This is a genomic window from Aquimarina algiphila, assembly GCF_007489275.1.
GTDB lineage: Bacteria > Bacteroidota > Bacteroidia > Flavobacteriales > Flavobacteriaceae > Aquimarina > Aquimarina algiphila.
Window position 1 is genome coordinate 39873 of sequence record NZ_VLNR01000014.1, and the last position, 23393, is coordinate 63265.

The following is a 23393-nucleotide window of genomic DNA, read 5'->3' on the forward strand; positions in this document are numbered from 1 at the left end:
TTATGAAGCTGCCTGAAACGAAGTATCTGTAGTATTAGTTCTTGCTAGTTTTTTAGCATGTACAGAAGCCAAAGCGTTGTTAATTTCTTTTAATTTAGGAGTCATTACTTCTAATCTTCCTCTACTATTTGTAGTTGCTTGTTCATTACAATGGGAACAGGTATATTCTTTGATATGATGTGTTACATTTTTTGAAAGTACATAATCATGACCAAATAAAGAACAATAGATTTTAGAAAAGGAAAATGTGGGAGTTGGGGTAGATTTTTTCATCATTTTTAGGGGGGTTAAAAATTCATAGAAACGGATTAGAGGTTCATTATCAATACAATAATAATATTTTTTTTCGTATTAATAGTCTTTTTGTAAGAAAAACTTGCCTTAAAACATTGATTTTTAACTAAACCAAGGCTTTTACAGTGATTTTTGACCTATAAAAGTGTATTTCATCTGGTGTTTTTGCTATATTCCCCGAATACTTTTAGGAAATTCCTTCTAAACGTATACGTTAAAACAAGCTTAAGAATTTAAGAAGCGTATTGATATATTCTTCTTCATTTTCTAGGTAAGACATATGTCCACCATTAAAAGGCACAAGATCGATTTTAAATTGTTCTGCTTCTTTAAGATTTTGTGAGTAGGGTAAAACAGGGTCTTTAATACCTGCAAGTATTACTTTGGGTTTATTAAAATTTGACAAAACAGAAGTGCGATTTTTTCGAATCTTCATCCCTTCTAAAGCCGAAATGATTCCTTGCAATGGCATTCTGGAAGCTTGGTTTTTAATTGATTTGATTTTTTCTGCAAATACCAATCTATTTTCTTCTGCAAAAAGATTTGCAATTGCCATACTGGTAAATGCATTTGGATTATTTTTTACAATATCAATAGCTCTGCTTCGATTTGTTTTTCTTTCTGGGCTGTCAGGAAATGATGTCGAGTTAAGCAAGACTAATCCAGAAACTACATCAGGAAAGAGATCAACAGATGCTAATGCGACATAGCCTCCCATAGAATGCCCTATAAAAATTGCTTTTACAATATTCAAAGAATCCAAAACTGCTTTGACTGCTTGTGCCATGTCTTCCATAGTATGAATATATCCTAAACATTCGGTATCACCATGACCTAATAGGTCAATAGTGATGCAATAATAACTTTTGGATAAGTGAATAGTAGTTTCTTTCCACATGGTAGAATTCTCTAAGAAACCATGTAGAAAAACCACAGGAGTACCTTTTCCAAAGACAGAATAATTTATTTTAATTCCTTTATATGCTAATATCATTATGAAAGTTTATTTTTAGGCACATAAACGTAATTAAATGAGATTTAATAAAGAAACTTTCGTTGCAGGATTTGCATTATTTTCGATGTTTTTTGGTGCCGGTAATCTAATGCTCCCTCCACTTCTGGGATTTAAGGCTGGTGATGCATGGCTAATGGTCATTATGGGGTTTGTTATTTCTGCTGTGATCATTCCGTTACTAGGAATTTTTGCACATGCAAGACTTCAGGGAACAATGTTGGATTTTGCCAAGAAAGTATCACCTACGTTTAGTCTTATATATTGTGTGTTAGTATATTTGATTTCGATCGCGTTACCTTCTCCCAGAACGGCCTCGGTAACTCATGAAATGGCAATTCAACCTTTTTTTGGAACCAGTGCCTGGATGACTAGTACAATATACTTTGCATTAGTCTTGCTTTTTGTACTTAATCGCTCTAAGATTTTAAGTATACTAGGTAAATTTCTTTCTCCCATTATATTTATTGTTGTGTTAAGTATTATCTGTATAGGTATTTTTTCTGTACTAACTCCAGAGATTGGTCCTTCAGAATTTCAAACCCCTATAGTCAGTGGATTACTTGAGGGGTATCAGACTTTTGATGCTATAGGTGCAGTTGTAGTAGGTGGAGTGATTATTGTTTCACTAAAGATTAAAGGAGAAAATAACTTTGATAGAAACCGAAGTCTTATTATGCGATCTGGTATTTTGGCAGGGATCGGTCTTTTTATCATTTATGCGGGAATGATTTATAGCGGAGCATTATTTGGATCTGATTTTGACGAAAACATCAACAGAACTGACTTGTTATCAGGCTTAAGTCTCAAAACCCTTGGAAGTGTTGGTGAAATCTTTTTAAGTATTTTGGTAGGACTGGCATGTTTTACTACAGCAGTAGGTATTGTAACAGGTACTGCAGATTTTATGAAAGGACTATTTGGAGGCTCTCAAAAAGTATATTTAATCACTGCGATTATAGGATGTATTCTTGGAGTACTTATGGGACAGTTTGATGTACATTATATTATTAATGTAGCTGTTCCTGCTCTCATGTTTATATACCCTATCACTATAATTTTAATACTACTAAATGTTTTGCCGGATAGATTTACTTCTTCATTGGTTTTTAGATCAGTGGTAGTCGTAACCATTTTATTTAGTATTCCTGATTTTCTGGGCTCTATTGGGTTGAGTGATCTTGTTAGTTCGCTTTTAAAAATCCTTCCTTTAGGGGTTTATAGTTTGGCTTGGCTCTTGCCAGCGCTAACTACTCTAGTCATTATGAATGTATTTGTACCCAAAAGCAGCAAGAGTAAGGGCACTTTATGAGAAGTTTTGATGTTGATTAGTAGTCTATTTCTTACGAAAATAAACACCTTGAATAAAGCATAATGTTTTTTGACGTTTTTCTCAAGAAGAACATTGATTTGTTTAAGAATGCATGCTATAATAATGACAAAGATGTTTTTTGTTTAAGGTTAATACGTCAATTTTATATAAAAACTTCATAGACTTATAAAATACAAAATAGTTTATTTTTAAGTTACAGCCGGGGAAACAATCATTTTTACACAAAATATATACGGTTTGACCTTTAAGTGTGTATTTTATCGATTTTTTAATATATATTTAACATAGTGTTAGTCAAAACATTGTTCAACCATTGGTTCTGCAAATAGTCCTTTCAGTGAAAAATTTAGTGTTTAATTTAAATTTATTTCCATGAAAAAAAACTATTTTCTTATCCTGATTCTTGTCTTGATATCTTGTAATAATGATGATTATGTTGAGATAGATTCTGACGTCTCAAAAACGTATTCAAATACTTCAAACCCGACAGAACAAGATCAAAAATTATTACAAAGATTGGATAGTGTAACAGAAGGTATTGGAGTTTCTTTTTTTATTCTGCCGGATAGTGATGATTATGTTAATATTCCTCAAGATCCGTTAAATTTAATTACAGCAAAGAAAGTTGAATTGGGAAAACTTCTTTTTCATGAAACAGCAACAGGAGGAAATCCTAAGGTAGCGTCTAATAAAGCGATGTATTCTTGTGCTTCCTGCCATCATGCAGCTGCAGGATTTAGTGCCGGAATTAGACAAGGTATAGGAGAAGCTGGTTCGGGATTTGGTATCAATGGCAATGGCAGAATTATAGATCCCAGTATTCCATTAAATCTTGTTGATATACAGCCCATTAGATCCCCAACGATATTAAATGTTGCTTATCAAGATGTGATGCTTTGGAATGGTCAATTTGGAGGAACAGGAACAAATGCCGGTACAGAAGCTAATTGGACAAATATTCCAGAGAATTTTTTAGGATTTGAAGGAGTAGAAATTCAGGCGATAAAGGGACAAGATGTACATAGGTTATTAATTGATAAAGATTTTGTAAAAGATTTTAATTACAAAAAACTGTTTAATAAAGCTTTTCCCGATGTACCAAAAAGTGAAAGATATACCAAAGAAAATGCTGCATTAGCTATTGCCGCTTATGAAAGAACGGTCTTACCCAATCAATCTCCATGGCAAAAATGGTTAAAAGGAGATTTTGAAGCACTTACTAAGAAGGAGAAAAAGGGAGCAAGAGTGTTTTTTGGTAAAGGAAAATGTTTTAAATGCCATACAGGTCCAGCATTAAATGACAAAAAATTCTACGCTTTTGGAATGGATGATTTTGATAATTCTTCTAAAGCAATTGTTTTGGATACCCCAGGTTTTGAGAATGTAAAAAAAGGAAGAGGAGGGTTTACTAAGAAAACAAAAGACAATTATAAGTTTAAAACACCAACACTTTATAACTTAATCGATAATGGATTTTTTGGTCATGGAGGAACATTTACTTCGGTTAGAGATGTCATTGAATATAAAATTAACGGAACTCCTCAAAACCCTGAAGTACCTGTAGAAAGATTGGCCAAACAGTTTGTAAACGTACAAGAACTTACAGAAAATCAGATCAATAATCTTACCTTATTTATCGAGAATGGATTAAGAGATCCAAATCTGGCTAGGTATGTTCCTAATCTAGTACAATCAGGATTCTGTATTCCAAATAATGATGCCGAATCCAAAGTAGATTTGGGATGTAATTAATTAAGTGTAGCGATCCACCAGACGTTTCCAAAAGGATCTTTAAAGCCAGCACCACGTGCACCATAATCCTCATCCATAGGAGGCATTAGAGATTTTGCACCTGCGTCTATAGCTTCAAAATACGTCTGGTCGGTATCTTTTACATATACATACATTGATCCTGGGTGCGCGGGATAATGTTTTGATGCTTCGGTAAGAAGGATCGTACTCTCTCCTATTTTGATTTCAGAATGCTGTATTCTATTATCAACATCAAGAGTTCTAACCATCTCTTGAGCCTGAAAGATCTTTCTGATAAAATCAATAAAATCTTCGGCTTTTTCAACTACCAAATACGGCATAGCTTGCTGGTGGCCAGCAGTAATTTTCATTCGTTGCATACAATAAAAAAGAGGGTTTGTATACTCAACGAAAGAACTGATAGAAATATTCTACAAAAGAGTAAAAATATATAGTAAAAGAGTTCTTAAATTATATAAGTATATGTAGAGATACTACTTTTTTAATCTTTCAATCCATGTATTAATCTTTTTTGATACGGGACTTGCACCTCGATCATAATTAGACATTACCGTGACTATATACCCGTTATCTAAAAAAATATCAAGTTGGGCATTAAGACCAGGAAAACCACCACCATGACCGACTACTTTTCCTGCAGTACTGGTTTTTACTTCAAAACCATATCCGTATCTTGATTTTGCATGATCAGTCCAAAGTAATTCTAAGGAAGATTCTGAAACTAATTTTTTATCAACTAAAGCCAATGCAAACTTATGTAAATCTCTTACGGTTGAAAAGCCTCCGCCGGCAGGCCCTCCTTTAATTACATGTTTGAATATATTATTCCTCCATCCTAATGCGTTATTTGGTACAGGAATATACCCTATAGCTAAGTTTTCTACAGGCTGATCCATTTCATAAGAGTCAGAATTAATCATTCCAGAAGGGGTAAAGATATTGTTCTGGATATACTCAAAATAGTCCTGACTTGATGATTTTTGGATAATTATTCCCAAAAGTAACATTCCGGTATTGCTATATCTAAATTTTTCTCCGGGGGTAAAAGCAAGTGTTTCTCCTTTGACCAATGGTTTAAATTCTTCAATCGTTCTATATAATTCTCGAGACGAATTCCAATATGTTTTATTAAAATAACTCCCTAATCCACTAGTGTGAGATAGAAGGTGGTGGATAGTGACCTTATCTGTAATTTGTTTGGGAAGCCAGCTCTCATCAATATATTTGCTTATAGGATCACTTAATTTTACCTTTTGTTTTTCTACAAGTTGCATAATCGCAGTAGTAGTAAACATTTTGTTCATAGACCCCAAATTAAACTTGGTATTTATTGTATTTGGCACATGAAATCTTTTAGAAGCTTCACCATATGCTTTTTCAAATAAGACTTCACTTCCTTTAGCAATTAATACAGTACCCGAGAAGACATCTTTTTTAGAAATCTTATCAAGTAAGGCAGAAGTTTTATTGATAAGTTCAGTTTCAGAAATTTGAGATTCTTTTACATTAGAAGGTATATTTGCAGATGAAAACCAAAGACTATCAACTATGTAATCTGTGGTATTCAAAAAACTTAAAGTGATTGCATACCAGGAATCAAAATTATTACCTTTAACAATGACTACTGTTTTATAAGGGCGAGAAGGGGTATACGTTCTTATACTATGAAAATTAACCCCTCCTGTTTTTCTATAATTGTCTAATAAATATTCCTGAATATCTTCCATAGAGAATTTCTTCAGGATATCTTCACTGCGATGTTTTGTAATAAATTGACTTATTTTCTGAGCATTATTTGCATTAAATACATCTATCACTTCTTGAATTACTTGTCCCATTTTTCCTTTGGGAAAGTTAGAATCATCCTTATAATCAATTTTATCTACTTGTTGGGTATAACCGAAGAATGGAAATACTAAAAGGAGACATATGATTTTAAAATTAGAGATTGGTTTTAAGATTATCATAAGTTAAAGATTTTGATGGTTTTATGATCTTTTTTGTATTCAACTAATGAAAGGATGAAAATATTTTCCTTTAGACTATATAAAGCATCAAATATTGTTCCATTCAACACGTAAAATAAAGGATGCATAAGACATATGGTTAATATCATACCAAACAAATCTTAAGACAAAAGTAGGTGAGGTTTGAATAAAACATAATTTAAGATTTAAATAATTGAAAAAGAATGAATTAGTTATATGGTATAAGACATTTGAAATAGAATTTTTTTTAATTATTCCTTAATCTAGTAGTTTTTTATTAAGATGATTTCATGAATTAAAAATATTCTTTATTATGAAAACTAAAGCAATACTAATATTAACCTTTTTAAGTACAGCCTTGTTTACTGTTATGGGATTTATAACAGATGAAGAAGATAATCATTTGATTAAAAAATACAATTATCTGGAGGAACGTTTAAAGAATACCAAAATATATACCATACAAGTCATTGAAGCCATGCCAGAAAGTGAATATGGATATAAACCAAATAAAGATGTTAGATCATATACTGCCTTGGCTTCTCATATTATATACTCCATAGAATGGAATCTTGAAGTAATGAAGGGAACTCCTATTAAATGGAACCCTGGTGATGAGGATGGTTTAAGTAAAAAAGAATTGATTACTTATGCAAATGAACAGTTTAATGCCTTCATTGACTTTGTTCTTAAAGCAGAAGAAACCTCTAAGTTAACAGATAAAATTATTGATGTATTGAATCATAATGCACATCATCGTGGACAAATGGTCACGTATTTACGAATGAAAGGAATAGAGCCACCTAAGTATCGGTAAATAAGTAGGTGGTCATTGCCTTTTCTTTTTTTAAAGATAGTATCGTTTTATGGTCATTATGGGTTAAGGATTTCTTTGTTTTTCTTGAGCAAAATTATTTAGAAATCAAAAAACAAGCATTAAATTTTATTCAAAAAATGTATGTATTCTTAGTTTAATTTTCAAAGCCAATCCCCAAGAAATCTTCGAAAAGGAGTAAAGAATATGAATACTGCAATTAGAATCACTAAAAACTTAATAAAAATAGAAGAAATCTCTGGTTTTGGAAACAATTTAGGAGTATTGTTTTCATCATTAAGTCGGCTTGTCTTTTCTTGCATAAGAATATCAGGAAACTGATATAAAGATTGCTCTCCATTTTTGAGATCTTCTTTTGGAAATTTTATACTCGGAAGAAGCCAAAGGAAGAATTTATGTATTAGTATACTAAAAATTATAACAGACAACATTATTAATATAACGAATACTGGGTTGGCATTTGTGGAATCATAATAATAATATGGAGAAAATAACCTTAATAGGATCATTTTATATACTTTTTAAATAACTTCCTTAAAGATATTATTTTTTAAATAGACGAATAACAATAATATCAAAAATACCTTATAAGTTCTATTTTTAGGACTAATAAGGTAATGATATGCCAGAACAATAAATGAAATCTATGACTTGTTCATAAGCTCTTCAATTTCTTCTGCTTCTATAGGGATATTGGCCATAAGATTAAAAGGGTCTCCTTTTTCCTGTATAACAACATCATCTTCTAGTCGTATTCCAAAACCTTCATCCGGAATATAAATCCCTGGTTCTAATGTAAATACCATATTTGCTTGCATAGGTTCGGTTAAAATACCGTAGTCATGAGTATCTAATCCGATATGATGAGAAGTACCGTGCATTAGATATTTTTTATAGGCAGGCCATTCAGAGTCTTCTTTTTGTACATCGGCTTTATCTAATAATCCCAGCCCTAATAATTCTGAAGTCATAATCTTACCTACTTCTACATGATAATCTGCCCAGATAGTTCCTGGTACTAACATTTTAGTCGCTTCATTTTTAACACGCAGTACGGCATCGTACACGGCTCTTTGTCGTTTGGTATAGGTTCCAGACACAGGAATTGTACGGGATAAGTCACTAGAATAGTTAGCATATTCTGCAGCAACATCCATCAAAATCAAATCTCCTGCCTTACACTGCTGATTGTTTTCTATATAATGAAGAACATTAGCATTAGTTCCACTTGCTATTATGGGAGTATATGCAAATCCTTTGGACCTGTTATTGATAAATTCGTGTAGTAATTCGGCTTCGATATTATATTCCCAAACGCCAGGTTTTACAAATCCCAAAAGTCTTCTAAACCCTTTTTCAGTAATATTACATGCCGTTTGCATCAGATCAATTTCTATAGCGTCTTTTACAGAACGTAATCGTTGTAAAATAGGATTACTTTTGGCAACCGTATGTGCGGGATATTTTGCTTTCCACCATTTGGTAAAACGATCTTCTCGAGTTTCGGTTTCTACATTTGATCGGTAGTGCTCATTCGTATTGACATATACGGTTTCACATTGCGTCATGACCTCAAAAAAAATCTTTTCTAAATCCTGAAGCCAATACACAGTTTTAATTCCAGAAACTTCCAAAGCACGTTCTTTGGTGAGTTTTTCACCTTCCCAAATGGCAATATGCTCGCTGGTTTCTTTTAAAAATAGGATCTCACGATGTTTTGCTAACGGAGCATCAGGAAAAAGAAGTAAAACACTTTCTTCCTGATCTACACCACTTAAATAGAAGATATCCCTGTGTTGCTCAAAAGGCATAGTGCTATCTGCACTAATTGGATAGATATCATTACTGTTAAATACGGCAATGCTATTAGGTTTCATTTGTGCTGTAAAGTTCTTTCTATTCTTTATGAAAAGATTGCTATCTATTTGGTGGTATTTCATCTGATACTAATTTATTAAATGCTCATTACGGATTTCCAAAAATACTAAAGCAAAAAGGATGTATTGTTAAACAATATCTAAAAATTTTGAGGTTATTTTCACAATATCTACTTTCAGCCCACTAAATATCCATCAAAATGAAAATATTCACATCGTCATTAGTATTCGTATTGCTGTCAACCATAGTTTTTGCTCAGCAATCCCCAACACCTGCAGAGGTCGTACAAAAAGGATTGTCTGCCAAAAAGCAAATGGAAACTTCTTCATTAGTTCGGCATGTTCCATTTAAAAATATTGGTCCTACTGTAATGAGTGGACGTGTAGTCGATGTCGATGTCAACCCAGAAAATACCGCAGAATTTTATGTAGGATATGCTTCAGGAGGATTGTGGTATACTGTAAATAACGGAACCACATTTGAGCCGGTTCTGGATACTGCAGAAACCATTAATGTGGGTGATATTGCAGTAGATTGGAAAAACAATATCATCTGGGTAGGAACAGGTGAGAATAACTCATCGAGATCATCCTATGCCGGGACAGGAATTTTAAAATCTACTGATAAAGGTAAAACCTGGAAAAATGTTGGACTACCCGATTCACATCATATCGGTAGAATTGTTATTAACCCTAATAATCCCGATGAGGTTGTTGTGGGAGTTACAGGACATTTATATTCTGTTAATGAAGAACGTGGAGTATATAAAACTACAGACGGAGGAACCACCTGGAATAAAACTTTATTTATTAATAATGAAACGGGTATTATCGATCTGGCATCTGCTCCTAATAATTTTAATGTTATGTATGCAGCTGCATGGGATAAGGACCGTAAAGCATGGAATTTTGAAGGAAACGGACCAGGGTCTGGAGTATATAAAAGTACAGATGCCGGGAACACCTGGACCAAGATTTCTGTAGAAGGGAGTGGTTTTCCTACGGGAGAAGGTGTAGGTAGAATTGGGCTTGCTGTTTTTGATCAAAACACAGTGTATGTTGTACATGATAGCCAGTTTAGAAGAGATAAAAGCGATACTAAAAAAGATGGTGAAGGATTGACTAAAGAAGATTTTAAAACCATGTCAAAAGATGCTTTTTTAAAACTAGAAGATAAAAAGCTAAATGCATTTCTAAAAACAAATGGTTTTCAGGAAAAGTACAGAGCTGATAATCTAAAACAACTGGTCCGTGGAGGCACAGTACAACCTATAGATCTTGCCAAATATCTTGAAGATGCAAATGCCATGTTATTTGATACGCCTGTTGTTGGAGCAGAAGTATATCGTAGTGATGATGCAGGTAAATCCTGGAAGAAAACTCATGAGGATTTTCTAGATGATATTTTTTATAGCTATGGATATTATTTTGCTCAGATACAGGTAAACCCAGCAAATAAAGATCATATTTATATATCTGGAGTACCTATCCTAAAGTCTAAAGATGCAGGAAAGACCTTTACCAGTATTAGTGGTAGAAATGTTCATGCAGATCATCATTCCCTATGGATTAATCCTAAAAACCCAATGCATTTGATCAATGGTAATGACGGGGGAGTAAATATATCTTATGATGATGGTGAGCATTGGATTAAAGCCAATCAGCCAAGTGTAGGACAGTTTTACTATATTAATGTAGATAATGAAAAACCTTATAATGTATATGGAGGTCTACAGGATAACGGAGTTTGGGTAGGAGCGCATAATGCCAGAGAAGATGTTTCTTGGCACCAAAGTGGTCATTATCCCTGGGAAAGTATTATGGGAGGTGATGGTATGCAGGTGCAGATCGATAATCGGAATGCTAATATCGTATATACCGGATTTCAGTTTGGAAACTATTTTAGATTGGATAGAGCAAAGGAAAAGCAGACCTATATCCAACCAAAGCATGAGTTAGGAGAATCACCATATCGATTCAATTGGCAAACACCAATTTTATTATCTCCGCACAATCAGGATATCCTGTATTTAGGAGGAAATAAATTAATGCGATCTATGAATCAGGGTGATGACTGGACTGCTATATCCAATGATCTAACCGGTGGAGGCAAAAAAGGAAATGTAGCCTATGGTACATTAACTACAATTTCTGAATCTCCTTTTCAGTTTGGATTAATCTATACAGGTAGTGATGATGGATTGGTGTATGTAACCAAAAACTCTGGCGGAAGTTGGAATAAAATCTCCAATACGTTACCTAAAGATTTGTGGGTATCCAGAGTAATTGCTTCTTCTCATAAAAAAGAAAGGGTATATGTGACGCTTAATGGGTATCGATGGGATGACTTTACACCTTACGTATATGTAAGTGAAAACTACGGACAAACCTGGACAGCGATTGGAAGTAATTTACCTGCATCTGCTATTAATGTAATTAAGGAAGATCCTGAAAATGAAAACGTATTGTATTTGGGAACTGATAATGGTGCTTATGTAACTTTGGATAAAGGAAAAACATGGCAGGCATTCTCTGAAGGAATCCCTGATGTAGCAGTGCATGATATTGTTATCCAGGAAGATGCTAAAGATCTACTTTTAGGGACACACGGTAGAAGTATCTACAAAACTAATATAGAGCCAATACAACTACTTGATAATACCATTATCAATAAAGGACTTCATGTTTTTGAAAATGAAGGTATGAAATGGTCAGAACGATGGGGCGTTTCCTGGAGCAAGTGGATGGAACCTAGAGAACCATCATTACCCATCACATTTTATGCATCAGCTCCTGGGAAGTTTACAGTTAAGATTACTACAGCCTCGGGAAAAATACTTCAACAGTTTTCTGTAGATGGAGACAAAGGACTAAACTATACAAAGTATGATGTAACGATTACCGAAAAAGCAAAAAACATTCTCGAAAAAGAATTTCCTGATGATAAAGTAGTAAAAAGAAAGAATGGAAAATACTACTTACCTATCGGAAGCTACGAAATTGTAATTAGTGATGGTAAGAAAACCGAGAAAGTTGGTCTTGAGATAAATTGATACATTCCTTTTGTTATTAACTATACAAGAGAAATATATTTTTATTTATACACAAACAAAAACCCTCAGATTATGCTTTCCCTATGCATAATTTGAGGGTTTTTAATTTTTTTGTTTATTTGATTATCCTCCTAGAATTGTATTACCAGCTGTATGAGTTTTGGTAGGACAGCCAGGAGCAAATGTGTGTAGATAATAAAAAATTACTCCTTGACAATCAGGTCTTCCACTTTTCCCATGCCCGCCATTAATAGATGACATTTGCTCCAGTTTTGTAATATTTAATTTCTCAAGCGTTAACTTTTTTCCCGTTGCTTTTTTCATAATCATTGATTTTTAAGTTTTACTTTTCTTGTATTCCGAGAATAAATATAGAGTAAAAATCATGATATAACCTAGAAATGAGGGAGTTATTAGACGAAATTCACGGAATTTCGATAAAATCATGGGGTGTTTAGACTATGTAATCGTTTAATAAAATAGGAAGTTTTGATGCCTGTACTCTTTTTAAATGCTGAAGAAAAAGACTCGGCCGTATTAAATCCCATCTCTTCTGCAATGCCTTGTATGGTATAATTTTTAAGAGTTTTGTTTTCTTTAAGTTGGGTTACTGCATGGTCTATTCTAAGGTCATTAATATAATTGGCAAAATTCTTATGTTTATGATGGTTGATTACTTTGGATAAATATTTAGTATTGGTTTTGATATCTTTGGCCAAAGAGGTCGTACTAATATTCTTTTTTAAGAAGTGTTTGTTGGTTTCAAACAAATCAAGTTTATTTAGGATCTCCATTACAATATCATCCGCCACGCCAATATCATCATTAGGTTTTTCTTGTGCTGTTTCATTGGGTTTAGGATTGTCTTTATCTATAAGTTCTTCAAATTTTTGCTGATATGTTTTTCTTTTTTTGTATTGCCGATATAGAAAAACAATTGTAATAGCAGCAAGTGATGAGAGAAAAACCACCAAAAAATTTAGGTTTTTATTATTACCTTTAAGTTCCTCTATAAGTGTTTCTTTTTCTTTAAGTAATAATGGAGTATCAAACTCTTTAAATAAACGAGAAGAAACAAAAGAAGTTTTCTTAGTAATAATACTGTCAAATTGGAGCAGTTTATTAATGGATTCTAGTTGTCGTTCTTTTTTCTCATTGGCTTTATAAAAGTTAATCATAAACTCATACCCTTCTCTAACCTCAGAAGGTGTAATTTTTTCTTGTTGTACAATAGAATCCATTGCAAGAAAATGCGTTCTGGCTGATATGACATCTTGTTGTAACATTTGTAATTTTCCTAGATAAAATTCACCTAGAATATGTACTTTCTTATTTTCATAGTGATTTTTATCTAATAGATGAATACCTTTAATAATACTGTCATAAGACTCGTCGAACTTTTCTTTAGAGAATAAATTAATGCCTTCATTAATAAGGATTTTTCCATAAAATCGATTAAAATAATATTTAGATTTCTGTAATCGCTGAATTCCTTTAAAATGATATATTGTGGCAGAATCTAAATGATTATTATAGCGATAGGATTCGGCTAAAGCAATAGACGATTTTAAATATCTAGTAGTATCATTATAATGCTTATTTATAATATGAGTAAAGTTTTCTTTAAAAAGAGGTAAGGCTTCCTGATGTTTCCCGATTTCAGTTTTAATACGTGCAATATTATGCTTGGTTATATATATGTACTCAATATTATTTATCTTTTCGGCCTGCGAAAGAGCTTTTAGGTAACTATCTAGAGCAAAAGGATATTCTCCAACATTAAAATAATAAACTCCTTTAAAAGAATATGCTTGAATTGGAAAAGTTTTATCATTCAGATCTTTACTTAATTCAATTGAGAGATCTAGTAACCTTATCTTTTCTGACTCTTCTTCCGCATAGTATGAAAGTAAACAATAAGCCTGAGCCATTTTCAAGTTATTATCTTCACTTCTAGCTTTTTTAAAAAAAGTGTTTAAATAAATTTTAGAGGTTAGAGTATCTGGCCAGGTTTTAATATAAATTTTATACAATTGTTCATAATCCAATCCTTTAAGAGAATCTGGGATAACAAAATCTTTGTCTTGCGCTGTAGTGATTTGTGCACCAAAAATGAAAAACACACATACTATCCTTATCCAGAAGGAAGTAAAAAAGAGATATGTCTTTTTTAGTTTCAAGGGGTTTTTGTCCATTTATATCACTATAAAGATACTATTTTCTGTCGTTATTGGGATTTATTGCAAAATCAGCATAAACACTTGATATTCAAATATTTATTTTCAAAAATCAATCTCGAAATTCTTAGAATTTCGAGAAATTCCATTTGTTTTTAGCAGTGTAGTCATTCTATATTTGATTCAGACAAAAAAATCAATTGTGATGAATATCAAGAAAAACATAGGGAATAAAATAGCAGTAAAAAAATCTGGTATACTACTATATGGATTTGTATTTCTTTTTGCGTGTGTAGTAGTTTTCAAAATACTAAAGATTAATATCACCTCGTTTGAGATGACCCATATGTTTACTTCTTTGATTGTATTAAACATTGCATTACTTCTAACAGTAGGGTATTTTCTTTTGATTACTATAAAGAACTTTTCAGGTTTTTATAGCATCCCAACATTGTTTCAAAAAACAGTGACAACGGTTTATGATCATATTTTTAGCACAGTAAGCGTCGAAGTACAAGAGCCAGAGATCAACAAGGATAAGAAAAGTGGACTAAGAAATACATTTTCAAATTTTAATATCCCCGGTTTGAGTCAATCGTTTTCTGATAAAGAAGAACATAGGATACAAAATACAACGCCAGAAACAATTGCAGTACTTAGTTATTTTGCAACATCACTATTCGAGAAAAACAAACTCGAAGATGTACTTTGGGATATTGTAGAAAATTGCATTTCACAACTTCAGCTCGAGGATTGTGTAATCTATATGTTGGATACAGAAAAGAAAATGTTAATCCAAAAAGCGGCATTTGGGCATAAGAATAATGGAGAACGAAAAGTGATAAGCCCAATTCAAATTCCGTTAGGAAAAGGTATTGTAGGTAGAGTAGCGCAAACAGGAAGATTCGAATATATATCCGATGTTACCAATGATGCTGAGTATATTATAGATGATGCCAATAGAATGTCAGAACTCTCTATTCCTATTTTTGTTGATGATGAGGTAGTGGGAGTTTTAGATTCTGAGCATTCACAAAAAGATTTTTTTACTGAAAATCATATTTTCTTATTTCAATTAATTGCCAGATTAACCGAGAATAAGCTAAAACAGTTACAGACAAAAAATGCATGTCATATTACTGATGACAATGTGTATTTTAAAGAGCTTGAATTTTTAATGAAAGAAGCCAAAATATACAGAGATGCTAATCTGGGATTAGATAGTATGTCTACCCAACTCAATATTAGTGGTAACTATTTGTCGCAGCTAGTAAATAAAGTAACAGGTCGCAATTTTACAGATTATGTAAATGGATTTAGAATAGAAGATGCAAAATCAAAACTTAGAAATCCAGAATTTACAAACTATACTATTATCGCTATTGCATTAGAGTCTGGGTTTAATTCTAAATCTACTTTTTATAGTGCTTTTAAGAAGCTAACGGGTATTTCACCAAAAGAATACAGGAAAATCCCTTAAACCCGCATTATGCATTTGAAAATCTATTACAGCTTCCAACCGCTGCAAAATATACCGTTTTACTATGTTTTCAAGCTTAACCATAGCGATGCTATGCTAAATCTTATAAAATATTATATTTTATGGCAGTTGAAACCTTCATGACAAAGTTCAAATGCATAATGCGGGTTAAAATAAGTCCGAATTCTTTGAAATTCAAACTTTCCGGACATTAACCTATTTCTTCTCAATTACTTTTATCACACTCTATATAGATGATGGACTCGTAGTATGATTTATATAAGGTATATCCAAAATAAATAGAAAAACATATAGACTGATGAAAAAGAAATATTTTTTACCAAATTTAATCTTCATATGTATTTTGATTTTGGGGTGTAATAGTGATGATGATCAAAACATAACGACAACACCTCAAAATCAAAAACCAGGAGATTTTACAATACAGATTACTCAGATTACTGAGAATAATGCATTATTGAGTTGGAATGCAGCAGTTGACCCCGATGAAGATAAAGTAACGTATACGGTGGTTCTGGGCGATAACGAAGTACAGACAAATCTAGAAACAACAGAATTCCTTTTAGAAGGTCTTATCGCTCAAACTAATTATAATGGTAAAGTAATTGCTTCTGATGGTAATGGAAATACGTCTGAGAATACATTTGATTTTACCACAGAAGAAGGTGAGATTATCAATGAAGAAGTATCAATAGCATGGGAAAAATCCTTTGGTGGCTCTCAAATTGATGTGGCTAATGCTATACAATTAACAGTAGATGGTGGATATATAGTCGCAGGTACGGCTAATTCTGATGATGGAGATGTAGGCGGTAATAACGATGCAGATGGATATCTGGGAGGGGATTATTGGGTTATTAAACTGAACAATTCTGGAGATATGATATGGGAGACTAACCTTGGAGGGAATAGTGATGAAGCAGGAAATAGTATACAACAAACAACAGATGGAGGGTATATAGTAGTTGGGTTTACTGACTCTAATGATCAAGACATTAGTGGAGATACTTCTTTTGCTGATTTTTGGATTGTAAAATTAGATGGGTCTGGAAATTTGGTTTGGGAAACTAACTATGGCGGAAGTGGAAATGAGGAAGCAACTTCTGTAGATCAAACTTTGGATGGTGGGTATATTGTTGCTGGTTTTACCAGTTCTTCAAACGATGATGTAGGAGGTAATAATGGAGGTATTGATTATTGGGTAATAAAGTTAGATGCTGAAGGAGCCTTAATATGGGAAACCAATCTTGGCGGTAGTGAGTTTGATATTGCACAATCAGTTGAGCAAACTAGTGATGGGGGATATATTGTTGGAGGATATTCAGAATCTTTAGGCGATGATGTGGGAGGTAACTATGGGGAAAAAGATTATTGGATTGTAAAGTTAGATGCTTTAGGAAATTTGATTTGGGAAACCAATCTTGGAGGCTCACTTGATGATTTGGCCTATGATATTCACCAAACTACAGATCAAGGTTATATTGTTGCTGGATATTCTGAATCCTCAGATTTTGATGTAAGTGACAACAACGGAAAAAAAGATAGTTGGATCGTAAAGTTAGATACTTCGGGAGCAATAGTGTGGGAAGTTAACCTTGGTAGTTCAGAAAGTGATGCTGCGCGTTCGATTCAGCAGACTACAGATCAAGGTTATATTTTTGCCGGTAACTCAGGAGCAAGTGATTTTGATGTGAGTACCAATAATGGAGGGTATGCAGATTATTGGGTTGTAAAATTAAATCCTCTTGGTGAATTGTCATGGGAAATTAGCTTTGGAGGCCCAGAACCAGATTATGCAAATGCTATTCAACAAACCAGTGATGGTTATATAGTGGCAGGTTATGTCTGGGGTCCTGGAGAAGATATTAGCGGAGCTGGGAAAGGCAAATGGGATTACTGGATTGTAAAATTAGAATAGATATATCTACATAACAATAGTAACGTAATGATTAGATTTTTTTGTCCAATTGCTTTTCATTACCCGGGATCCTCATTAACTAACCTAACAACAGTAATGAGGATCCTTTTTTTGATAATGATATGGTAAATAAAAATTATATTTAAGAAATGAAACGTACTAGACTCACAACCATAGTTTTTTTTTCAAGTTTTTTTACCGTTTTTCCATGCTTTTGGGATTATGATACTATTGAAATGGAAAGGCAAAAATTTCCTAGTGTGATCGAATTGATTTCGGGAAAATTCTTAAGACATTCACCAGAGTTTCATTATTGGAGAATAAAAGATCGAGAAGAAAAACTACAAAAATTTCCAGACAGTCTTCCGTTATTGGATGATCTCGCCGTTTCATATTCAAAAATAGGAGATGATAAAAAAGCTATCAAAATTATCCTTAAAAAAGAACAAATAAAACCAGGAGAGTATAAGACGTATGCTAATTTGGGTACATTTTATCTGCATGATGGGCAATTTAAAAAAGGAATTGAATACATAGATAAAGCGGTAGAAATTAACCCTGAGGCACATTTTGGTAGAGAAATATATCAACGACACGTTGCAGAGTACGTGCTCAGTAAAATGAAAAATGGCAAGATTCCGCTACCACTTTCTTCAAAATTTAGAAGGTGTCTTGATTGCCTTCCCGAACCAGAACATGAACAAAATTTTTATGCATTTCTTGTAAACAAGTATGAGGAAAAAAAGAATACATCAACAAGTAAGTCTCAAAAAGATGAAGTAGAAAATGGTATTTTCGGTCCAATAAGAAACTTACCTTATGCAGAGCTAGAAAAGGCCATTATCGGTATTATGGGGATGATGAAATTTGGAAATTATGATTCTCCTGTTTTATTAGAAGTATTAGGAGACCTATTAATGGGCACAGGAAGGAAAGGAGGAGCAAGACAACTTGCTGCACGAGCATATTTTAAAGCATCTTATAATATCGAAGATGATATTGTAAAAGAAGTGTATAAGAAAAAAATCGTATTTACTCTTTTTCATCAGTATACAAAACGGCGTGGAAAAAAGTTTACACTATATGAATTAGAAGAATTGTTAATAGAAGAAATTAACGAAGGAAACAGGTTTTATCAAAAAATACGTGATGATGAAATGAGATGGATACGATCAGGAATGGATCCAGAACAAGAGTTTACAACAAAATACTATAAAGAACCTAAACTAGGAGTAAGAATTCAACATGGAAAAGGTGGACAAATGCATCTCGATAGAAAATATGCCAGGGATACTACAATTGGAAAAATTATAGATTATAGACCTGTTCCAAAACAAAATATTTTACTGGACAGTGCCTATAAAAAAGATATTGATAGTTTGTTTAATAAAAAACCAGATAAAGAAAAACATGTGACTCAGGAAACCGATAGTGAAGACCAAAAGGAAAATGAAAAAACAACAAAATATTGGGTTTTCGTAGTATTGACAATAGGAGTTTTAGGCGTAGGAATTTTAATGTTGAAGAAAGGAAAAAAATAAAAAAGGAGTAAAGGTAACTTATAAGAGTTATGGATAAAACCAAAATCGCAATAGAGATTTTTGACAAATTTGCTAAGGTATATCAAGATAAGTATATGGACCTGGCAATGTATCATGATACTTTTGATTTGTTTTGGGAGTCTATTGAAAAAAAGAATGCAGAAGTTTTAGAAGTTGGTTGCGGACCAGGAAATATTACAAAATACATGCTTCAAAAACGTCCAGATTTTAAGCTATTGGCTACAGATGTATCATCAAAAATGATTGAGCTAGCAAAAATAAATAATCCTACCACTCAAATTGAAATGTTAGATTGTAGAAAAATAACTACTCTTACTCAAAAGTATGATGCAATTATATCTGGGTTTTGTTTGCCATATCTCTCAAAAGAAGATGCGTTACAATTTATACAAGATGTATCTGTAGTATTAAAGCCCAATGGAATTTTCTATGTAAGCACAATGGAAGATGATTACAGCAAATCAGGTTTTACTCAACCAAGTTCGGGAGGAAAACAAGAAATATATATTCATTACCATGAGGCTGGTTATTTAATCGAAGCATTAACAGGAAACGGATTTACAATTATGGATAAAAGACGAAAAACACATCCTCAATACAAAGACACTACCACAAAAGACCTGATTATTATTGCCAAAAAAGGATAGCTATTCCAGTTTAAAAGTGCAAATCAGAGTTTTACTTAAATCTAGATATTTCATTTTCTCAAGTAAATACTAAACGTTTTTTGGTGTATTAAAAATTGGTATTAGAGTTTTATTTTCATATTCCTTGGTAAATCCCCCTAAATATGTCCGAATTCTTTGAAATTCAATCTTTTCGGATATTCAACATCCTCACTCCCACTAGGTTTGTACTCTAAACTTTTAAAAAACAACAAAAAATGAAAGCGATGAAAGATTTAGTGAAATTGAGTTTGATACTTGTACTATCTGTATCTATATTTTCTTGTTCTGATGGTGAAGATGGTGCTATAGGCCCTGCAGGACCAGAAGGTCTAGCTGGAGCACAAGGAACTCAAGGAATCCAAGGTGATCCGGGAGATCCAGGAGACCCTGGAACCGCAAATGTGATATATTCAGATTGGATTCCAAATGGTTTTACACCAGGTGGAGGGTTACTGCAAAAAGTTTTCACATTAGCAAACGCTCAACAGATTACAGATTTAGGAGTAAACTTAGATACCAGTACTGTATTAGTATACGGAAGAGGTGATATTTTATTGGTGGTAGGAGATGAAGTATTTCCGTTACCTTATGAAAATAGGTCTACAGAAGAACGATATACATATACTACCACTAATCAAGGGTCAATACGAGCAGTAGGATTTGCTGCTTCTAATACTGATAATGATTTTGATCGTTTTGATGATTATAGGTACGTTATTATACCTGGAGGAGTAGCCGTTAGTTCAACTTCTTCTGCAACAAAATCTACACCAGATTATACTACCATGTCTTATAAAGAGATTGCGACTCTATTTAATATTCCAGAATAACAGCCAAATGTAAAACAACACATACGCTACTTGTGTTTAAGTTTGTGATTTTGCCCTTCAATTATTTTTAGATAGTTAATGATTGAAGGGTTTTCATTAAAAAAATATAGTTGAAATGAAAAAACATATATATATAATACTGGCATTTGTGTCTTTAGTAATGCTATCATGTAGCACCGATGACAATCAGATAGAAGAAGTAGAAACTACATCTATAAAGATGTTACCTCTAACAAAGAAAAAATTGAAGTCTACTTTGGTTGCCAAAGAAACCTCTTTTGGAGGTCGTGCTAATCATACCTCATTAATATTTGATAAAAAGATGTGGGTAATAGCTGGTAATGGACCAGGCATTTATTATAACGATGCGTGGTTTAGTAATGATGGGACCAACTGGATTGCAGCTACAAAAAAGGCAGCTTTTTCAAAAAGAACAAATCACGCTACAACAGTTTCTGATGGTAAAATGTGGTTAACAGGAGGAGAACTAGTTGATGAAATGAATGATGTTTGGTATTCTGATGATGGAACCAACTGGGTATTGACCAATAATAATGCTGCTTTTTCGCCAAGATCAAGCCATGCTATGGTAGATCTAAATGGGAGAATGTTTGTAATTGGAGGAGAGGAAAATGGTGTTGAAAAAGGAGATGTTTGGGTAAGTAGTGATGGAGTTAAATGGAATTTGGCCACTAATCTGGCACCTTTTGGTGAACGAAGAGATCATGCCGCTGTAGTTTTTGATAATAAAATCTGGGTGATTGGAGGATATGATATAAATAATAATTTTTTAAATGATGTATGGTACTCTCCAAATGGTTTTCAATGGTTTCTTGCTACAGCAAATGCAGATTTTCTTCCGAGAAGAAATCACGCTTTAACGGCTAATAAAAAAGGAATGTGGTTAACTGCAGGAACCAGAAATAATGATTTTAAATATTTTAATGATGTGTGGTTTAGTAACGATGGTGTAACCTGGACAGAAGTTAAAGTATCTAAAACCTTTCCTGAAAGAACAGAACATACATCTGTACACTATGATAAAAAATTATGGGTCATTAATGGATACGGTTTGGATCTAGGAAACTATTATGATTTTTATACTGATATCTGGTCTTTTGAATAAAAAAGAAGAGGAAATACAAACAATAAAACATGCAAAGATCTTGTGTTTTGATTTAGACAAATGCATGCATCAATTTTATAAAAATAAGAACATGAAAAAATTAATTATAGGATTATTATTATGTGCAGCTCCAATTTTTGGACAGCAACAAAATAATACAATAACAGTAAGAGGCGAGGCTTCTAAAAAAGTTGAGATCAAGGAGTATATTGTTAATCTAGAGATCAAAGATCTCGTAGCTGATGGGTATCAAAATATAGAATCCAAAAATAGATCCCAAATTATCGAAGAATACAAAAATAGAATAAAGGGCATAGGTATAGATTTTAAAGAGTTTAAGCAAAATAAATTGTACGCAATCACCGCTTTAACGTATCGTACAACTTCGTATTACACCTATGCAACAACATCTTTTGAAGAAGTAGAAAAGATGTTTGGACAACAAATGAAAGGTGTAACAATTACTTGGGTAGAAATATTTGCCAAGGAAAATACCAATACAGATCTTGCAGCATTGGATAAAATGGCAATACAAGATGCGATGAATAGAGCCAAGATAACAGCTACTAGTATCAATAAAAAGATTGGAGCCATCCAAAAAATAGAAACTTCTAGTAATAAAGCATATTCATACTTTAATACTTCTAAACCTAACGAACTACATAAACATTATGTACAAGTAACGTTTGTTTTGGAGTAGTTCTTAAAAAAAAATAGATATGAAAAAATTTGCAGCACTTGTCTTTTTTGGATTTATAACAGGTATAGGATATGGACAACATTGCGCAAATGATATGACAAGTTTAATTATTATTGATGTAAGATTCGATACTAAAATAATAGATGACCTAAAAGTAACGTTAGTTGATTCTTTAGGAAATAGATATTCTGGTAGTGAGGTTCCTAACTCGATGTTAATGCAATCACCATCAATTGAGTTTTTAAATTACAGGCATTCTGAAATAGATGTTTCTAAAATAGCCTTGAATTTTTGGAAGAATAATCGTTTTTATATGTTGTATAGATACAGTTTTGAGCTTGAAGGGCTTTTTATCAAAATTGAAAAACCTTTAGGTATGAATAATAATTATAATTTTGAAACTAGTATACACCGAATTCCAAAAGGAGCAGTTTATAATTTATGTAGAGAAGGGACTTTTTCTAAAGGATTAAAACATGAATATAACAGAGACGATAATTGGTATGAAGAATATGCTAAAACATTCGAGCTATCTCAACCTCCTCCAATTATACATTTGAACCAAATAAAGAAATAAAGCCTAATCACAAAACCGATTTCTAAAGGGATTCACAAAGATTAAAATAAGTACTCATATACTCTTTTCTGTTTAACTGTTCTTGTAATAGAAACCAGAATATATAGGAGATCAAAATACCAACATTTTTTTAAATAAATGCATAAAAAGATAAAAAATCATAGCAATA

General features: G+C 32.7%; 20 protein-coding genes. 12 read left to right on the forward strand and 8 right to left on the reverse strand.

All coding sequences use genetic code 11. The annotated features are described in order from the left end of the window. The gene (locus FOF46_RS08805) at nt 1-276 is read right to left on the reverse strand and encodes a hypothetical protein (protein WP_333968281.1); all 276 of its coding nucleotides are present in this window, start codon (nt 274-276) and stop codon (nt 1-3) included. A gap of 232 nt (nt 277-508) precedes the next feature. Further along, on the reverse strand, nt 509-1288 hold the full coding sequence (locus FOF46_RS08810; RefSeq protein ID WP_143916188.1) for an alpha/beta fold hydrolase: 780 nt from the start codon (nt 1286-1288) through the stop codon (nt 509-511). Nucleotides 1289-1325: 37 nt separating this feature from the next. Between FOF46_RS08810 and brnQ the strand changes: the two genes are divergently transcribed. After that, nucleotides 1326-2618, forward strand: a complete 1293-nt coding sequence (brnQ, locus tag FOF46_RS08815; protein ID WP_143916189.1) for a branched-chain amino acid transport system II carrier protein — start codon at nt 1326-1328, stop codon at nt 2616-2618. 393 nt (nt 2619-3011) lie between these two features. After that, complete coding sequence (locus FOF46_RS08820; RefSeq protein ID WP_143916190.1) at nt 3012-4391, forward strand: cytochrome-c peroxidase; 1380 nt, start codon at nt 3012-3014, stop codon at nt 4389-4391. On the opposite strand, the gene FOF46_RS08825 is transcribed toward FOF46_RS08820, so the two are convergent. Beyond that, nucleotides 4388-4771: a VOC family protein gene (locus tag FOF46_RS08825; RefSeq protein ID WP_143916191.1), complete on the reverse strand. Its 384-nt coding sequence runs from the start codon at nt 4769-4771 to the stop codon at nt 4388-4390. The genes FOF46_RS08820 and FOF46_RS08825 overlap by 4 nt on opposite strands. 114 nt (nt 4772-4885) lie before the next feature. After that, nucleotides 4886-6379, reverse strand: coding sequence for a serine hydrolase domain-containing protein (locus tag FOF46_RS08830; RefSeq protein WP_143916192.1), 1494 nt, complete (start codon nt 6377-6379; stop codon nt 4886-4888). Nucleotides 6380-6713: 334 nt separating this feature from the next. Between FOF46_RS08830 and FOF46_RS08835 the strand changes: the two genes are divergently transcribed. Then, nucleotides 6714-7217 carry a DinB family protein gene (locus FOF46_RS08835; RefSeq protein ID WP_109436301.1) on the forward strand — a complete coding sequence of 168 codons (504 nt, stop codon included), beginning with the start codon at nt 6714-6716 and terminating at the stop codon, nt 7215-7217. Between the two features lie 161 nt (nt 7218-7378). On the opposite strand, the gene FOF46_RS08840 is transcribed toward FOF46_RS08835, so the two are convergent. Further along, entirely contained in the window at nt 7379-7744 is a 366-nt protein-coding gene (locus FOF46_RS08840; RefSeq protein WP_143916193.1) for a hypothetical protein, read from the reverse strand. A 135-nt stretch (nt 7745-7879) separates the two neighbouring features. Beyond that, entirely contained in the window at nt 7880-9175 is a 1296-nt protein-coding gene (locus FOF46_RS08845; protein ID WP_143916194.1) for an aminopeptidase P family protein, read from the reverse strand. A gap of 137 nt (nt 9176-9312) precedes the next feature. Between FOF46_RS08845 and FOF46_RS08850 the strand changes: the two genes are divergently transcribed. Continuing rightward, nucleotides 9313-12165 (forward strand): VPS10 domain-containing protein, encoded by a 2853-nt coding sequence (locus tag FOF46_RS08850; RefSeq protein WP_143916195.1) that lies wholly within the window; start codon nt 9313-9315, stop codon nt 12163-12165. A 123-nt stretch (nt 12166-12288) separates the two neighbouring features. On the opposite strand, the gene FOF46_RS08855 is transcribed toward FOF46_RS08850, so the two are convergent. Further along, on the reverse strand, nt 12289-12489 hold the full coding sequence (locus FOF46_RS08855) for a hypothetical protein (protein ID WP_143916196.1): 201 nt from the start codon (nt 12487-12489) through the stop codon (nt 12289-12291). Nucleotides 12490-12608: 119 nt separating this feature from the next. Beyond that, nucleotides 12609-14360, reverse strand: a complete 1752-nt coding sequence (locus FOF46_RS08860; protein WP_143916197.1) for an AraC family transcriptional regulator — start codon at nt 14358-14360, stop codon at nt 12609-12611. A gap of 187 nt (nt 14361-14547) precedes the next feature. Here FOF46_RS08860 and FOF46_RS08865 point away from each other — a divergent pair, with 187 nt between their 5' ends. The 8 genes from FOF46_RS08865 to FOF46_RS08900 all read left to right on the forward strand — a co-directional run bounded on the left by FOF46_RS08865 (nt 14548) and on the right by FOF46_RS08900 (nt 23224). Then, nucleotides 14548-15822 (forward strand): helix-turn-helix domain-containing protein, encoded by a 1275-nt coding sequence (locus FOF46_RS08865; RefSeq protein WP_143916198.1) that lies wholly within the window; start codon nt 14548-14550, stop codon nt 15820-15822. 319 nt (nt 15823-16141) lie between these two features. Then, on the forward strand, nt 16142-17761 hold the full coding sequence (locus FOF46_RS08870; protein WP_143916199.1) for a fibronectin type III domain-containing protein: 1620 nt from the start codon (nt 16142-16144) through the stop codon (nt 17759-17761). Nucleotides 17762-17910: 149 nt separating this feature from the next. Continuing rightward, nucleotides 17911-19302 carry a tetratricopeptide repeat protein gene (locus FOF46_RS08875; protein WP_143916200.1) on the forward strand — a complete coding sequence of 464 codons (1392 nt, stop codon included), beginning with the start codon at nt 17911-17913 and terminating at the stop codon, nt 19300-19302. A gap of 29 nt (nt 19303-19331) precedes the next feature. Next, nucleotides 19332-19970, forward strand: a complete 639-nt coding sequence (locus FOF46_RS08880) for a class I SAM-dependent methyltransferase (protein WP_143916201.1) — start codon at nt 19332-19334, stop codon at nt 19968-19970. 245 nt (nt 19971-20215) lie between these two features. Continuing rightward, nucleotides 20216-20821, forward strand: a complete 606-nt coding sequence (locus FOF46_RS08885; RefSeq protein WP_143916202.1) for a hypothetical protein — start codon at nt 20216-20218, stop codon at nt 20819-20821. A 115-nt stretch (nt 20822-20936) separates the two neighbouring features. Beyond that, nucleotides 20937-21947, forward strand: a complete 1011-nt coding sequence (locus FOF46_RS08890) for a Kelch repeat-containing protein (RefSeq protein WP_143916203.1) — start codon at nt 20937-20939, stop codon at nt 21945-21947. A gap of 91 nt (nt 21948-22038) precedes the next feature. Further along, nucleotides 22039-22647 carry an SIMPL domain-containing protein gene (locus tag FOF46_RS08895; protein ID WP_143916204.1) on the forward strand — a complete coding sequence of 203 codons (609 nt, stop codon included), beginning with the start codon at nt 22039-22041 and terminating at the stop codon, nt 22645-22647. Between the two features lie 19 nt (nt 22648-22666). Then, nucleotides 22667-23224 carry a hypothetical protein gene (locus FOF46_RS08900; RefSeq protein WP_143916205.1) on the forward strand — a complete coding sequence of 186 codons (558 nt, stop codon included), beginning with the start codon at nt 22667-22669 and terminating at the stop codon, nt 23222-23224. Nucleotides 23225-23393: the final 169 nt, after the last annotated feature.